Origin of the sequence: Streptomyces sp. MJM8645 (assembly GCF_001625365.1) — a bacterium.
In the GTDB taxonomy this organism is placed as follows: domain Bacteria; phylum Actinomycetota; class Actinomycetes; order Streptomycetales; family Streptomycetaceae; genus Kitasatospora.
Genome location: NZ_LJJF01000001.1, coordinates 2,641,226 through 2,655,499 on the forward strand (window position 1 = coordinate 2,641,226; position 14,274 = coordinate 2,655,499).

Below are 14,274 nucleotides of genomic sequence, written 5' to 3' on the forward strand. Positions count from 1 at the left end.
TTCAGATGAACCGAACGAACCGGGCCGGACGGCGGCTCAGGCCCGGTCGAGGCCGTGCAGGGCCATGGCCACGGCGGCGTCCGCGATCAGTTCGGGACGCTCGGCCGCGCACCCGGCACGCTCCCCCGCGGCCACTTGCTCGGCCCGGCGCACGGCCGCCTCCACGACCCCTTGGAGCAACGCCGCAGCGAGCCGGGGCTGCGCGTGACCGAGATCCTCCAGGGCCCGGACGACCAGGCCGACCAGCTTGCCGTGCGCCGCCCGGATGCGCTCGCGCGCGGCCTCGTCGAGTTCGAGCGCGGAGATCGCCACCACCGCCCGGTGGCGCGGGTCTGCGGCCAACGCCAGCTGGCCACGGACATACGCCTCGATCCGGTCGGCCGCGCTGTCGCAGCTCTCCATCCCGGCCTCGATCTCGGCCGCCCAGAGCGGGAAGTCCACCTCGCAGAGCGCCTCGACCACGGCGGCCCGGGAGCGGAAGTACTCGTAGACCGAGGAGCGCGCCAGGGAGGTGCGCGCAGCGAGCGCGGGGAAGGTCAGCGCCTCCATGCCGCCCTCCGTGAGCAGGGTGCGGGCAGCGTCAAGGAGGGCTGCACGCTGCAGCTGGCGATGCTCGGCCACCGTGGCCGCTCGGATCTTCGGCACGCTCCCACTGTACGGAGCCCTACCTGCGGCCGGTACGGCGCCGCGCATTTGAGCGGGGAGCGAGAGCGCGCAGGCGTGCGGCGAGGCGTGCGAGCGGGCGCGCAACCCGGGGATCCGGCCCGGAGTAACGGCCCAGGGTTACAGCCGGGCAGGTACGGCCGGGCAGGTGCGGCCCGAGGATGCGGCCGGGCAGGCGCGGACCGGCAACGTGGCCGGGGTCGCGACCCGGAGGTCGGCCGGGACGGGACGGTCCCGGACCGCGCTACCGGATGTCCGACAGCTTGGCGCGCAGCTGGAGGACGGACTTGGTGTGGATCTGGCTCACCCGGCTCTCCGTCACCCCCAGCACCTGGCCGATCTCGGCGAGGGTGAGGCCCTCGTAGTAGTAGAGCGTCACCACGGTCTTCTCCCGCTCGGGGAGGGTGTTGACCGCCTGGGCCAGCAGCCTGCGCAGCTCGCGGTCCTCGGCCACCTCGACCGGGTTGTCGGCACCGTGGTCCACCAGGGTGTCCATCAGGCTCAGCCGGTCGCCGCCCTCCCCCACCGGGTGCAGCAGTTCGTCCAGGGCCACCACGTTGGCCAGGGACAGCTGGCTGAAGATCGCGTGCAGATCCTCGATCGCGATGCCCATCTCGGCCGCGACCTCGGGTTCGTGCGGCGTACGGCGCAGCCGGGCCTCCAGCGTCGCGTACGTCCGCTCGACGGCCTTCGCCTTCTGCCGCACCGAGCGCGGGATCCAGTCCAGGGCACGCAGTTCGTCGATGATCGCGCCGCGGATCCGGCTGATCGCATAGGTCTCGAACTTGATGGCGCGGTCGATGTCGAACTTCTCGATCGCATCGATCAGCCCGAAGACCCCCGAGGAGACGAAGTCGGCCTGCTCGACGTTGGAGGGCAGGCCGACCCCGACCCGCCCCGCCACGTACTTGACGAGCGGCGAGTAGTGCAGGATCAGCTGCTCGCGCAGCCGCTGGTCGCCGGTCTCCTTGTAGGAGCGCCAGAGCTCTTCGAGCGCGGTGCGCCCCTGGGCTCCGGGGCCTGGACCGCCCGGCCCCGGTCCCTGCTCCGGGCCGGGCGGGGGGGTGCCGTCCGGCGGCAGGGCACCGGCAGCGATCGGGCGGGCTGCGCCGTCGCCGGTGGCGGCGCCGACCGCGTCGGCGGGCTGGCCCGGCACCGCCGTCGGCCGGCCGCCCTGGCGCGACAGGCCCCCCATTGTCCCCGTCGCCTTGGGCGGGAACTCAGTCACGGGGCGCCGCTCGGTCCGCGGCCCTCCCGAGGACCGGGCGCCACCGGTCACTCTGTGTCCGGGAATGTGTGTGGGCATGCGTTGGTCTGCGCCGTTCTGCCGAGTCATGTGCTGATAGGGAAGGCATGTGGAGCGTAGCGTGACCGACTCGCTGCAATGCGCTACCGCCACTCGGTCGTCCCCCGATCCGGTGGCGTTCGCGTCACCGGATCCGGGCACGCGAACGGACGAACCGGATCAGCAGGTCAACCGGGCGATTCCGACACTCCCTCCCCACGACCCCTCCCCACGACACGGATGTGCGCTTCGTTCCGACCGTCACCTCCTCCGCACCAGGCGCCAGTGCGCGCCGTGCCGCTCGACGTAACCGAGCGAGCCCAACTCGTAGAGCCGCTGCAGCACTTCGTCCGGCGGGAGTCCGGACTGCCGGGCCAACCGCTCGATCGGCGCGCCCTCCGCCGTCGCCGGGACGGCCTCCAGCACCCGGGCCACCGCCGGCTCCAGCAGATCCCGGGGCAGGACCGGGCCGCTGCGCTGCGGCGCCAGGTCGTCCCCGATCGCCCCGATCAGTTCGGCGATCTCGGCGGAGTCGGTGACCAGCGTGGCGCCGCCGCTGCGGATCAGGGCGTGCACCCCGGCCGAGAGTTCCGAGGTCACCGGGCCGGCGACGCCCATGGTGTGGCGGTTGAGGTCCCGCGCCCGTCTGGCCGTGCTCAGCGCGCCGCTGCGCATCGCCGCCTCGACCACCACCGTGCCCCGGGTGAGCGCCGCGATGACACGGTTGCGGAGCACGAAGCGGAAGCGGTTCGGGTGTTCCCCGGGTGGGAGTTCACTGACCAGCAGTCCCTGGGCACCGATCCGCCGGATCAGTTCGGCGTTCCCTTTCGGGTAGGCCACGTCGACCCCACAGGCGAGCACCGCGATCGTCATCCCGCCGACGGAGAGCGCCCCTCGGTGGGCGGCCGCGTCGATCCCGTAGGCGGCTCCGGACACCACGACCCAACCTCGCTCGGCCAGTTGGGCCGACAGCTCCCCCGCGACGTGGGCGCCGTAGGCCGTGCAGGCTCGGGAGCCGACCATCGCCACCGAGCGGAGCGCGAGCAGCCGCAGCGAACCCGTGCCGGTCGTCCAGAGCCCGATCGGGCGCCCGTCGCCCAGATCGTCCAGTTGGCTGGGCCATTCCGTGTCCCCCGGAATGATGAAGCGTCCACCGACGGCTCGTACCCGTTCAAGGTCCTCGGCCGGGTCCAGACCGGGGAGTCTCGCCTGGTAGCCGGCCAGCCGGGGCCCGTCCAGCCCGGGGTGTGCGGGCACCGTCCCGTCACGGATCGCCCGGACGGCGTCGACTGCGGAGAGCTGACCGAGCCACCGGCCGACCACCGCGTCCCCGGGCTCGCTCAGCCGGCTGAGCACGGCGCGGGCGAGGCGCTCCGGATCGGGACCGGACTCGGACTCTGCCCGGCCGGGCGGCTGAAGGTGCATCATCATCGGGTTCATGCCTCACCGCCCTCGTCCGCCCGATGCTGGTCGCGCTTCCCGGACCGCTTGGCGGAGCCGGACCGGGTGGATCGGCCAAGGGCATCGGGGCGGTCCGGCGGACCAGGACTCTCCGGGTCGGGACAATCGGGCTTCTCGAACCGGCCCGACCGGCTCTGCCCTTCGGGCGGCTCGTCGACCGGGCCGACGCGCTGGGCCGGGATGCCACCGAGTCGGCCGTAGACCCGCTCGGCCAGCGGCAGCCCCTGCTCGACGCCGGTGCGCAGGACCAGTGCGGTGCGGACGTCCCGCTGGTCCGGCCGGTCGCGACCGGCGAGGTCGGCGACCGTCCAGGCGACCCGGAGCACCCGGTCCAGGCCCCGGGCGGTCAGCAGCCCGCGCTCCAACTGGCGGGCGACATCGTTCAGTGCGCCGGGGGCGAGCTGCCAGCGGGTCCGCAGCTCGTGGCCCGGGACTTCCGCGTTGGTCCGCCACGGGGTGGTCGCCAGCCGGGCCGCTGCCCGTTCCCGCGCGGCCAGCACCCGGGCCGCGACGGTCTCGGTGTTCTCCGCCGTGGTGTCCCGCTCCATGAGTTCGATCCTCGTCACCGGGGCGACCTGGACCTGGAGGTCGACCCGGTCCAGCAGCGGCCCGGAGAGCCGCCCCTGGTAGCGGCTGACCATCGCAGGGCTGCACTCGCACCCCTCACCCCGTCGTGAATGGCGGCCGCACGGGCAGGGGTTGGCGGCCAGGCAGAGCAGGAACCTGGCCGGAAGCCGGAGCGAGCCGGCCGAGCGGGCGATCACCACCTCGCCCGACTCCAGCGGCTGGCGCAGCGAGTCGAGCACCCGGACCGGAAACTCCGGCGCCTCGTCCAGGAACAGCACGCCCCGGTGGGCCAGCGAGACCGCCCCCGGTCTCGGCAGGCCACTGCCGCCGCCGACGATCGCCGGCATCGTCGTGGAGTGGTGCGGGGCGCAGTACGGCGCCGTGTCGATGAGCGGGCGCCCGACCGGGAGCAGCCCGGCCACCGAGTGCACGGCGGTGACCTCCAGAGCCTCCTTCTGGGTCAGTGGCGGGAGCAGCGAGGGCAGCCGCTCCGCCAGCATCGTCTTGCCCGCGCCCGGTGGGCCCTTGAGGTACAGGTGGTGACCGCCGGCAGCGGCGATCTCCAGGGCGCGCCGGGCCTCGTACTGTCCGGCCACGTCGGCCAGATCGAGGCGCGCCGCCTTGTCGTCGACCAGCCCTCGGACGCCGGCGCTGGGCAGCATCAGGCCGGCCATCAGCGGATCCGGCCGGCCGGCGATCGGGTCGGGCGGCTCCTCCGGCGCGGACGCGCCGGTCAGGACGGCGACCAGCTGCCGCAGGCTGCGGACGCCGATCACGGTCACGCCAGGGACGAGCGAGGCCTCGGGCGCGGTCTGCTCCGCGACCACGACCCGCTGGTATCCCGCGTCGGCCGCGGCCAGCACCGACGGCAGCACCCCGCGGACCGGCCGCACCCGGCCGTCCAGACCCAGTTCGCCGATGATCAGCAGCTCGGCGATGGAGGAGGGGTCGAGCCGTTCGGCCGCGGCCAGGACGGCGCAGGCCACCGCGAGGTCGAAGCCACTGCCGCTCTTGGGCACCGAGGCCGGGCTGAGCCCGACGGTCAGCTTGCGCTGCGGCCAGGCCTCACCGCTGTTGACCACGGCCGCGCGCACCCGGTCGCGGGCCTCGGACAGCGCCTTGTCGGGCAGGCCGACCAGGGCGAACGCGGCCACCCCGGGCTCCAGATCGGCCTGGACCTCGACGATCACTCCGTCGACGCCGACCAGCGCGACGGAACAGGTACGGGCGAAGGCCATCTCAGACCACCCCCCGCAGGTGGTCGACCAGGGCCGCACCCCGGGCCCGGTTGACCACGGCCACCAGGTCGATCCGCACGCCCCCGGGCGGAGCGGGCGGCCAGTGCGGGTCCGTGGGCCCGGGGTCGTACCCGGGACCGGCCAGCCGTGCGAAGTGGCCGGGCCAGCGCTCGGCCATCCAGCGCTCCGCCAGGCGTTGCAACCGGGCGGCCTTGGCCTGGCCGATGGCCTCGCTGGGTTGTTGGAAGCCCCGCTCGGAGCGGGTCTTCACCTCGCAGACCGCCACGGTGTCGCCGTCGAGGGCGACGATGTCCAACTCGCCCTCGACACAGCGCCAGTTGCGGTCCAGGATGCGGAGCCCGGCCTCCGTGAGACGGCGGGCGGCGACCCGCTCGCCGTAGCGGCCGAGCCCGTTGTTGGTACTGCGACCGCCGGTACTGCGACCCGGGCCCGGCCCGGTGCCGTCCCTCGTGCCGTCCCGCACGGCTCCGGCCGCTGTGGCCGCTGCGGCCTGGTCCAGTACGGCCGCACCCGGTACGGCCTGGTCCTGCGTGATCGTGTTCTGCACGGTGACCACCTCCGCCGTGGAGGTTGCACCGTCGCGCACGGCGAGGCCGGGAATTTCCGTTTCCCTGTGGATAACTCGGGCCTGTGGATAACTTTTGTCACCCGCAGGAGTGAGACGCCCCGATCGCGCGAAATTCCGCTGGACAACGCGGGTCCGAGCGGTCCAACGTCAGTTCCCGAAGCCGGACTCGTCCGAGGGCAGCTCCAGATCGCTCTTCGCGAGTTCCTCGATGTTCACGTCCTTGAAGGTCAGCACCCGGACCTTACGGACGAACCGGGCCGGCCGGTACATGTCCCAGACCCACGCATCCGCCATCGACACCTCGAAGAAGACCTCGCCCTGCACCGAGTGCACCTGCAACTCGTAGTCATTGGTGAGGTAGAACCGTCGCTCGGTCTCGATCACGTACTTGAACAGGCCGACGACGTCCCGGTACTCCCGGTAGAGCTTGAGCTCCATCTCGGTCTCGTACTTCTCGAGATCTTCGGCACTCATCCAGGCGTCCCCTCAACTTGTCACGTCCACCCATTGTGGACCACCGCACCCACGCTCAGAGCCGTACCGGGGCGACCGGCGGGCCCTCGGCCAGCAGTCGCTCCAGGAAGTCCGCCAATCCGACCGGGTAGACCGTGTCGGCGGTCCCCCTCAGCTCCTCGACCGTCCACCAGCGCGCCGCGAGCAGTTGGGCGTGTTCCTCCTCGCCCATCCCCGAGTGGTCGAGACCCGTCTCCGTGGTCCGGGCCAGATGGAACCACTGATCCTGCTCGTAACGCCGTCCCTGAAAGGAGAACGACACCGTGCCGTACGCCACCAAGGGCCCCAGGTCCACACCCCGCAGGCCGGTCTCCTCCGCGAGTTCCCGCGCGGCGGCCTCCCGCACGTCCTCCCCGGGCTCCAAGCCGCCGCCGGGCGTGAACCACCACGCCTCCCCCGGCGTCGCCGGGTCGGAGCCCAGGAAAAGAAGGATGCGGTCCTGCCCGTCCAGCAGCAGGATCCGCGCCGCCCTGCGCCGTTGTGCCGTCATGGCAGCGCTCCACGCTCCTTCCGTTCGCGTCGGTGGCGCTACCGATCCTGCCACCCGGCGCCGCCGTCCGGGGCGATGTTCGGCAGAGCGGCCCGGGCCGCGACGACCGCGATCAGGAGCTGCGCCCCCGGCTGAGCCGGCGGGCCAGGCCCGCCACCCCGCCCACCGCCGAAGTCACGAGGATCAGCGCCGCGCCCGCAACGGTCGCGAAGGCGGCCGGTTGCAGCGGCCCGGGCGCACCGGCCTTCGGTCCGGGAAGCCCGTCGAAGGCCGCGGTCCGGCCGAGGTCCCCCGTCCTGCCGAACGGCATCAGGGTGGCCTCGACCCTGGCCTCCACCGCGCCGGCCGGGACGGTCCCGCCGTCGACCTCCAGGTGGGTGCGGGAGTCGAGCGAGCCCAGCCGGTTGTCGCCGAGCAGGAACAGCCGCCCCGGCGGCACCGTGACGCTGAACGAGGAGCCTTGCGGGCCCTGCGCCGCGAGGTACGGCTCCTCCACCACCTGTCCGTCGACCGTCAGCCGGTGGTCGTCGCCGGTGGCCGCGACGGTGTCCCCGCCGACCGCGACCACGCGCTTGACCATGAGCTCCCCACCCCAGTCCTGGTCCCGGAAGACCACCACGTCCCCCCGGCCGACGGCCCCGCCGCCGATCTTCCGGGCGAGCACGGTGTCCCCGATCCGAAGCGTGGGGGACATCGAGGCGGTCGGGATGCTGTACGGCCGGTAGTCGATCGCGATCAAGGCGAATCCGCCGATCATCAGCACCAGCCCGAGCGCGAGCGCGACGCCCTGCAGCACCGCCGCGGGCCGGCGGCCCGAACGGGCGGGCGAAGCCGGGTGGTCGGCCGCCTGCTCAACGACACCGCTCATCGAAACCGTCCACCTCTGGCCGACCGGAGAACACCAATGGCACGCCGGGGGCACCGGCAGAAAAGCCGACGGGCCGTGGCACGTCCGAGCAGATTACTCGTCGGTACCACGGCCCGCGCAAGGGCTGAGGAGAACCCGGTGGAGCTCAGGAGTCCTTCCGGCCGTCCCTCCGCTCCCGCACCCGACGCACCAGCGGAAGCAGCGCGACCGCACCCACCGCGCCAGCCACGGGAGGCGCCAGAGGCGCGGCCGCCGCCAGGCCCTTCTGGTCGAAGGTGTTCGGCACCGAGAGCGTCGACCAGTGACCGACCGGCCAGGCCACGACGAAGGCCCGCCCGATCACGTTGCCCACCGGAACGGTGCCGCCACCCGGCTGGTCCATGTGGAAGCGGGAGTCCAGCGAGTCGGCACGGTGGTCGCCCATCACCCAGATCCGGCCGTTGGGCACCTTCACCGGGTCGAACGGGTGGTCACCGCAGGGGGTGTTGCCCTGGTAGACGTACGGCTCGTTGAGCGCGACGCCGTTGACCTTCACCGGCCCGGTGCCCTGGCACTCGACGGTGTCCCCGCCGACCGCGATGACCCGCTTAATCAGGTCCTTCTCGTTGGCCGACGGCATCAGACCGACGAAGCTGAGCACGTCCTGGACGCCCCGGACGAAGGAGTTGCTGCTCTGCGGGGTCGGCTCGTCGTTCAGCCAGCCGCCCGGGTCGTGGAACACCACGACCTCACCCCGCTCGGGCTCCGCGCCGAACCAGGGGGTCAGCTTGTCCACCAGGACACGATCACCGACCTGCAACGTGTTCTGCATCGACTCCGACGGAATGGAGAAGGCCTGGACGAAGAAGGTCTTGATCACTAGCGCCAGGACCAGCGCGATGCCGACCAGGATCGGCAGTTCCTTCCAGAAGGAACGCTGCTTGCGCTGCTTGCCGGGGGCCTGCGACTCCGACTGGTCCGCCGACTCTGCGTCGGGCCGGTGGGACTCCGAAGAGCCCCCGGTGGGGCCCTCCGTCCCGTCGCCATGCTCGTCGGCGGTCTGGGCCGCCGCGTCCTCGACCGAGGCCGAGGACGCACCGGACTCAGCGGACCGGGCCGCTCGACCGCCAGAGCCCTCGGGCTCGCCGGCACCTGAGCGGGCGCCGATCACCACATCCCCCACAACGTCTCCTCCCTGCTGTGCGGACGCCCGAGCGCCCGCGCTCACAGTGCCGCACAGCGGGCACCACGCTCACCACGACCATGGACGCTTCGGGACTGCCCATCGCGGGCTCCCCTGACACCAGCACAGCCTCGACGCACGACCAGGACCTCCCGGCCGCACCTGCACTTCTCTATCACTCCAAGGCATCCGGCTCGCGGTCCCACGCGCGCGGCCCGGCCGCGAGACGCCCGGCCCGGCTCACTCGGGCGGCCGCCCTGACCGGCGAACGACGGCCGGAAAGATGCCCAACACACCCATAACGAGCGGAGGTTCCATCGGAACCGGCCCAACGCCCACGGATTCCGGCGCAGTTCCGCGCGCCTGCGGAGCCCGCGCCAACGAGGAGAGTGAACTCGGCACGTCAAGTTGATGGAGGCGGTCCAGCGGCCAGGCGTTCATGAAGGCCCGGCCGACCACACCGCTCAGCGGGATGGTCCCCTGCCCCGGGTTCCCCATGTGGAAGCGGGAGTCGGCGGACACGTCCCGGTGGTCGCCCATGACCCAGAGCCGACCCTGCGGCACCTGCACCTTGAAGGGCTGCCGGGACGGCGGGTTGGCGGGCGCGAGGTACGGCTCGTCCACCGGCGTGCCGTTGACGCTCAACCGCCCCTGCGCGTCGCAGCACTCCACGGTGTCCCCGCCGACGCCGATGACCCGTTTGATCAAGTCCTGCTCGCTGTCCGACGGCAGCAGCCCGACGAAGGTGAGGACCTGCTTGGCCGCCCCCAGCACCGGACCGTCGTCGGACGGCTTGTGGTCGCTCTCCAGCCAGCCGCCCGGATCCTTGAACACCACCACGTCGCCGCGCTGCGGCTCGCTGCCGAACCAGGGGGTCAGCTTGTCCACCAGCACCCGGTCCCCCACCTGGATGGTCTGCTCCATCGAGCCGGAGGGGATCACGAACACCTGGAGCAGGAAGGTCTTCATCACCAGCGCGACCAGCAGCGCCACCACGATGATCAGCGGGAACTCCCGCAGCAGCGACCGCTTGCGCCGCCGGGCCGCGCGTCGGGCGCTGCGGCGGCGATCGGCCCGGCCCCGGACGGGCAGCACCGCGGCCGGGCCCGCACCCCCGGGGGAGGCGCCTCCTGGCCCGGCACCGTCAGATCCGGCACTCACGGATCCGGCACTCGCCGATCCGGCATCCGCGGGTCCGGCACCTGCTGATCCGGCGCCGCCAGGTCCGCCGGCGTCCGGCTCCGGAGCCGGGCTTTCCGCCAGCCGGTCCCTGCCTCTGCTACCCCTGCTCCCCATGACCGCCCGTTCCCGCAGTCGCGGCGAAGGCCGCGGGCCGGTCCAGGCCGGTCAAGCGCGAGAACGGGTAGACCACCCAGTCCGCCCGGCCGATCACCCTGCTCTCGGGCACGAAGCCGCCGCCAGGCTCGCCGAGGTGGTCGCGCGAGTCACGGGAGGCGCTGCGGTGGTCCCCCATCACCCAGAGCTTGCCGGTCGGCACCACCACGTCGAAGGCCACGCTCGATGGCTGGTCCCCCGGGGCCAGGTAGGAGGACTCGTCGATCGGCACCCCGTTGACGGTGATCGACCTGCCCGGGCCGGTGCTGGTCACCCGGTCCCCGCCGACGCCGATCACCCGTTTGACGTAGACCGTGTTCCCGGCCGGGGCCAGCCCGAGGTCCCGGCCGAGCGAGCTCAGCCCGTCCCGGAAGCCGGTCGGCCCGCCCGACTCCGGAAGGAAGGAGCCCGTCCCGTCGAAGACCACGACGTCGCCCCGCTGGGGGTGGCCGCCGAAGGCGTAGGCGAGCTGGTTCGCGATCAGCCGGTCGCCCGGACGCAGGGTCTCCTCCATCGATCCGGACGGCACCGAGAACGGGCGCGCGACGAAGGCGTTCACCAGCAGCAGGGCCAGCAGGCAGATCCCCACGAGCAGCAACAGGTCCCGCGAGCGCGAGTGGCCCGGCTCCTCATCCCCCGGTGCGCTCTCATCCCCCCGTGCGTTCTCACTCTCTGGTGCGCTCTCGTCCTCGGACGCGACCTCGCCCTCCGGCGCACCCCCGGCGTCCGCCCGCGGATCCCCACCGGGGCCGGATCCCTCCCCGCCGGGCCCCGGGACGACCCCGGAAACGACCGCGGACCGCGACAGCGAGTCCGCACCGGTGGGTGCGGGACTGCCGTCGCGGTCCGCGGGTGGTTCGTGCGTGCTCATCGGGGGCTGAGCTTACCGTGCGGTGGCCCGGCCCCTCGGAGCGATCCGATCCCCCGGCGAAGCCGGGGGACGGTGGATCAGCGGTCGCGCTTCTCCTTGATCTTCGCGGCCTTGCCGCGGAGGTCACGCAGGTAGTACAGCTTGGCGCGGCGAACCGCACCGCGGGTCACGACCTCGATCTTCTCGACGACCGGGGTGTGCACCGGGAAGGTGCGCTCCACGCCGACGTTGAAGCTGACCTTGCGAACGGTGAAGGTCTCACCGACGCCGGCGCCGTGGCGGCGGATGACGACGCCCTGGAAGACCTGGACACGGGAGCGGTTGCCCTCGATGACCCGGACGTGGACCTTCAGGGTGTCACCGGCGCGGAAGGCCGGAATGTCGCTACGCAGCGAGGCCGCGTCGACAGCAGCGAGCTTGTTGCTCATGTTGCTCTCCATCGCAGGCGCCACGGGCCGCCCACGGAAGTTCGTCACAATGGGGTTTGCTGCGGGCCGCATCGGCTGACGGCGATCCCCCCGTGGCGAGGGCGCCGGTCCACGTGGCCCCTACGAAGGGGGCCCAGCGACAGACAACAGCGGCCTATTCTTCCACACCAACGGCCACGGACCGAAATCGGCCGAGCTCCTCGTCCCAGGCCAGGCCGAGGATGCTGAGCGCCTCCCGGTCCTTCTTGTCGAAGGCGCCGTAGCGCCAGCGCTCGACCAGGTCGGTGCGGTTCGCCAGGGTCCGGGCGAAGGCCTGTTCCCGCCGCCAGCGGGCGATCCGGCCGTGGTTTCCGCTGAGCAGCACGTCCGGCACGGTCCGGCCGCGCCACTCGGCGGGCTTGGTGTAGACCGGGCCCTCCAGCAGGTCGGCCATCGCGCCGGGCGCGAAGGAGTCGTCCCGGTGGGACTCGGCGTTGCCGAGCACCCCGGGCAGCAGCCGGGCGATCGCCTCGACCATCACCAGCACGGCGACCTCGCCGCCGGCCAGCACGTAGTCGCCGATCGAGGCCTCGACCACCGGCATCCGGGTGGCCGCCTCCTCGATGACCCGCCGGTCGATGCCCTCGTACCGGGCGGGGGTGAACGCCAGCCAGGGGCGGCTCGCCAGCTCCTGGGCGAGTTCCTGCGTGAACGGCCGCCCGCTGGGGGTGGGCACGACGAGCGTCGGCAGCTGGCCCTCGGGCCCGCCGGCGACCACTGCGTCCAGCGCCTCGCCCCACGGCTCGGGCTTCATCACCATGCCGGGGCCGCCGCCGTACGGGCTGTCGTCCACCGTCCGGTGCACGTCGTGGGTCCACTCGCGCAGGTCGTGGACGTGCACGTCCAGCTGGCCGCGGGAGCGGGCCTTGCCGACCAGCGAGATGTTCAGCGGTTCCAGGTACTCGGGGAAGATCGAGACGACGTCGATCCGCATCCCGTTCTGGACCTGCGCGACGCCCTCCTCCACCGTCACTTCGACCCCTCCGCGCCCTTGGCACCGGCCGCGCCCTCGGCGCCGTCGACAACCTCGGCGCCCTCAGCGCTCTCGGTGTCCTCGGCGTCCTCGCCCTCGGCGGAAGCGCCACGGGCGACCTCGGCCTGTTCGGGTTCGATCAGGCCTACCGGCGGGGTGATCACGGCGCGCTGGTTCTCCAGGTCGATGGTCGGCACGATCTGGCGGACGAAGGGCACCAGCACCTCCGTCCCGTCGGCCTTCTCCACCGTGAGCAGGTCCTGGTACGGCAGGTGGACGACCTCGGTCAGCTCGCCGACGAGGGTGCCGTCGAGCAGCACCACGTCCAGGCCGATCAGCTGGTGGTCGTAGTACTCCTCCGGGTCCTCGGGGCTCTCCTCCGGGTCGACCTCGGAGATGAGCAGCGTGCCCCGCAGCGCCTCCGCCGCGTTGCGGTCCTTGACGCCGGCGAAGCGCAGCAGCAGCCGGCCGCTGTGCACCTTGCCGGACTCGATGGTCAGCGGTCCCACCGACGCGGGGTCGGTGAACAGGACGGCACCGGGGCCGAGCCGGAGCTCCGGCTCGTCGGTGCGGACCTCGACGCTGACGTCCCCCCTGATGCCGTGGGCGCGGCCGATCTTGCCGACGACGAGCTGCACGGTGATCGTTCTCCTGGAGTTCCTAGAGCGGGACGGAATGCGGAAAGCGCGAGAAACGCGAAAAGGCCGACCGGGACGACATGCGTCCCGGTCGGCCTCACAAGCCCTGACGGCTGAACGAGCAGCTGTGTCAGCGAATGTTGTCCACGTCGACCAGGTCGACCCGGACGTTGTGACCGCCGAGGGCGCCGACGACGGTGCGCAGTGCGCGCGCCGTACGGCCACCCCGGCCGATCACCTTGCCGAGGTCATCGGGGTGCACTCGCACCTCGATGGTGTTGCCCCGACGCAGGTTGCGCGAGCGCACCTGCACGTCGTCGGGGTGCTCGACGATGCCCTTCACCAAGTGGTCGAGGGCGTCCTCGATCACGCTCAGGCCTCGGCGGCGGCGTCGGCCTCAGCCTCGACCTTGTCCGACTTCTTGGCCTTCGGGGTGATGGCAACACCGGTGGTGGCGTCCTCGAAGCCGGCGACGGCCTTCGCGAACAGGTGCGAGAAGTCCTCGACCTTGGGCTCGGCAACCAGCAGCGGCGCCGGGGCCGGGAGGCCCTTGAACTTCTGCCAGTCGCCGGTCAGCTTGAGGATGGCGAGCACCGGCTCGGTCGGCTGGGCGCCGACGGACAGCCAGTACTGGGCGCGGTCGGTGTCGACCTCGATCTTCGAGGGGTTGTAGGTCGGCTGGTAGATGCCGATCTCCTCGATCGCGCGGCCGTCACGCTTGGTGCGCGAGTCGGCGACGACGATGCGGTAGTGCGGGGAGCGAATCTTGCCGAGACGCTTGAGCTTGATCTTGACTGCCACGGGAGTGGATTCTCCTGGTGTTGACGTGGGTGAGCGGCCGCGCCGTCGCGTGGGGTTGCGCCGTGGGCCGTTCAAGGGACACGCCAGCCGTAGGAGAGAGGGGTCCTGCTCGGCTGCCGAGTACTCAGCTGTCCATTCTGCCATACCGGCGCGAACCGCCTTCGCTCGGCCATCCGCAGGACGCATCCCGGCCGCTTCTCAGCCGTACCCGGCGTCGCACGCCCGGCTGTCCGCGGGCCGCGCGAGACCCTCCGGAGGCCGCCCCCCGACTGCCTCCGCAGGCCCGTTCACAAGGCGCGACCGGGAGCCCTCGCTCCCGGTCCGCCCACGAACTCACCGATGTACCGCTCGTT

At 72.3% G+C, this 14,274-nt stretch carries 16 protein-coding genes; all 16 read right to left on the reverse strand.

Translation table 11 applies throughout. From position 1 onward, the window contains the following. Window positions 1-36: 36 nt before the first annotated feature. A complete protein-coding gene (locus A6F73_RS11230; protein WP_063351115.1) occupies window positions 37-621 on the reverse strand; it encodes a helix-turn-helix domain-containing protein in 585 nt (194 codons plus the stop codon). A 286-nt stretch (window positions 622-907) separates the two neighbouring features. Further along, a complete protein-coding gene (gene whiG / locus A6F73_RS11235) occupies window positions 908-1,858 on the reverse strand; it encodes an RNA polymerase sigma factor WhiG (protein WP_244293358.1) in 951 nt (316 codons plus the stop codon). A gap of 351 nt (window positions 1,859-2,209) precedes the next feature. Further along, window positions 2,210-3,379 (reverse strand): DNA-processing protein DprA, encoded by a 1,170-nt coding sequence (dprA, locus tag A6F73_RS11240; RefSeq protein ID WP_244293617.1) that lies wholly within the window; start codon window positions 3,377-3,379, stop codon window positions 2,210-2,212. Between the two features lie 5 nt (window positions 3,380-3,384). Further along, window positions 3,385-5,214: a YifB family Mg chelatase-like AAA ATPase gene (locus A6F73_RS11245; protein WP_079135599.1), complete on the reverse strand. Its 1,830-nt coding sequence runs from the start codon at window positions 5,212-5,214 to the stop codon at window positions 3,385-3,387. Window position 5,215: 1 nt separating this feature from the next. Then, window positions 5,216-5,698: a YraN family protein gene (locus tag A6F73_RS11250; protein WP_063351118.1), complete on the reverse strand. Its 483-nt coding sequence runs from the start codon at window positions 5,696-5,698 to the stop codon at window positions 5,216-5,218. Window positions 5,699-5,950: 252 nt separating this feature from the next. Next, complete coding sequence (locus A6F73_RS11255) at window positions 5,951-6,277, reverse strand: DUF2469 domain-containing protein (RefSeq protein ID WP_030056781.1); 327 nt, start codon at window positions 6,275-6,277, stop codon at window positions 5,951-5,953. Between the two features lie 55 nt (window positions 6,278-6,332). Beyond that, entirely contained in the window at window positions 6,333-6,806 is a 474-nt protein-coding gene (locus A6F73_RS11260; protein WP_063347669.1) for an NUDIX domain-containing protein, read from the reverse strand. A 112-nt stretch (window positions 6,807-6,918) separates the two neighbouring features. After that, complete coding sequence (gene lepB / locus A6F73_RS11265; protein WP_063347670.1) at window positions 6,919-7,674, reverse strand: signal peptidase I; 756 nt, start codon at window positions 7,672-7,674, stop codon at window positions 6,919-6,921. A gap of 145 nt (window positions 7,675-7,819) precedes the next feature. After that, entirely contained in the window at window positions 7,820-8,836 is a 1,017-nt protein-coding gene (lepB, locus tag A6F73_RS11270; RefSeq protein ID WP_208869071.1) for a signal peptidase I, read from the reverse strand. 240 nt (window positions 8,837-9,076) lie between these two features. Next, entirely contained in the window at window positions 9,077-9,931 is an 855-nt protein-coding gene (gene lepB, locus A6F73_RS11275; protein WP_063347672.1) for a signal peptidase I, read from the reverse strand. Window positions 9,932-10,115: 184 nt separating this feature from the next. Then, window positions 10,116-10,769, reverse strand: a complete 654-nt coding sequence (gene lepB, locus A6F73_RS11280) for a signal peptidase I (RefSeq protein ID WP_279634895.1) — start codon at window positions 10,767-10,769, stop codon at window positions 10,116-10,118. Between the two features lie 350 nt (window positions 10,770-11,119). After that, window positions 11,120-11,470: a 50S ribosomal protein L19 gene (rplS, locus tag A6F73_RS11285; protein ID WP_063347674.1), complete on the reverse strand. Its 351-nt coding sequence runs from the start codon at window positions 11,468-11,470 to the stop codon at window positions 11,120-11,122. Window positions 11,471-11,624: 154 nt separating this feature from the next. Next, window positions 11,625-12,443: a tRNA (guanosine(37)-N1)-methyltransferase TrmD gene (gene trmD, locus A6F73_RS11290; RefSeq protein WP_063351119.1), complete on the reverse strand. Its 819-nt coding sequence runs from the start codon at window positions 12,441-12,443 to the stop codon at window positions 11,625-11,627. A gap of 35 nt (window positions 12,444-12,478) precedes the next feature. Then, the gene (rimM, locus tag A6F73_RS11295) at window positions 12,479-13,120 is read right to left on the reverse strand and encodes a ribosome maturation factor RimM (protein WP_079135601.1); all 642 of its coding nucleotides are present in this window, start codon (window positions 13,118-13,120) and stop codon (window positions 12,479-12,481) included. A gap of 130 nt (window positions 13,121-13,250) precedes the next feature. Continuing rightward, window positions 13,251-13,490 carry an RNA-binding protein gene (locus tag A6F73_RS11300; RefSeq protein WP_063347675.1) on the reverse strand — a complete coding sequence of 80 codons (240 nt, stop codon included), beginning with the start codon at window positions 13,488-13,490 and terminating at the stop codon, window positions 13,251-13,253. A 2-nt stretch (window positions 13,491-13,492) separates the two neighbouring features. After that, window positions 13,493-13,921, reverse strand: coding sequence for a 30S ribosomal protein S16 (gene rpsP, locus A6F73_RS11305; RefSeq protein ID WP_063347676.1), 429 nt, complete (start codon window positions 13,919-13,921; stop codon window positions 13,493-13,495). Between the last annotated feature and the right edge of the window lie 353 nt (window positions 13,922-14,274).

Excerpts from the sequence above, each read along its gene's own strand:
- dprA (WP_244293617.1), bottom strand. The coding sequence starts at position 3,379 with ATGATGATGCACCTTCAGCCGCCCGGCCGGGCAGAGTCCGAGTCCGGT.
- whiG (WP_244293358.1), bottom strand. The coding sequence starts at position 1,858 with ATGGGGGGCCTGTCGCGCCAGGGCGGCCGGCCGACGGCGGTGCCGGGC.
- A6F73_RS11260 (WP_063347669.1), bottom strand. The coding sequence starts at position 6,806 with ATGACGGCACAACGGCGCAGGGCGGCGCGGATCCTGCTGCTGGACGGG.
- trmD (WP_063351119.1), bottom strand. The coding sequence starts at position 12,443 with ATGCGGATCGACGTCGTCTCGATCTTCCCCGAGTACCTGGAACCGCTG.
- lepB (WP_063347670.1), bottom strand. The coding sequence starts at position 7,674 with ATGAGCGGTGTCGTTGAGCAGGCGGCCGACCACCCGGCTTCGCCCGCC.
- A6F73_RS11245 (WP_079135599.1), bottom strand. The coding sequence starts at position 5,214 with ATGGCCTTCGCCCGTACCTGTTCCGTCGCGCTGGTCGGCGTCGACGGA.
- rplS (WP_063347674.1), bottom strand. The coding sequence starts at position 11,470 with ATGAGCAACAAGCTCGCTGCTGTCGACGCGGCCTCGCTGCGTAGCGAC.
- A6F73_RS11255 (WP_030056781.1), bottom strand. The coding sequence starts at position 6,277 with ATGAGTGCCGAAGATCTCGAGAAGTACGAGACCGAGATGGAGCTCAAG.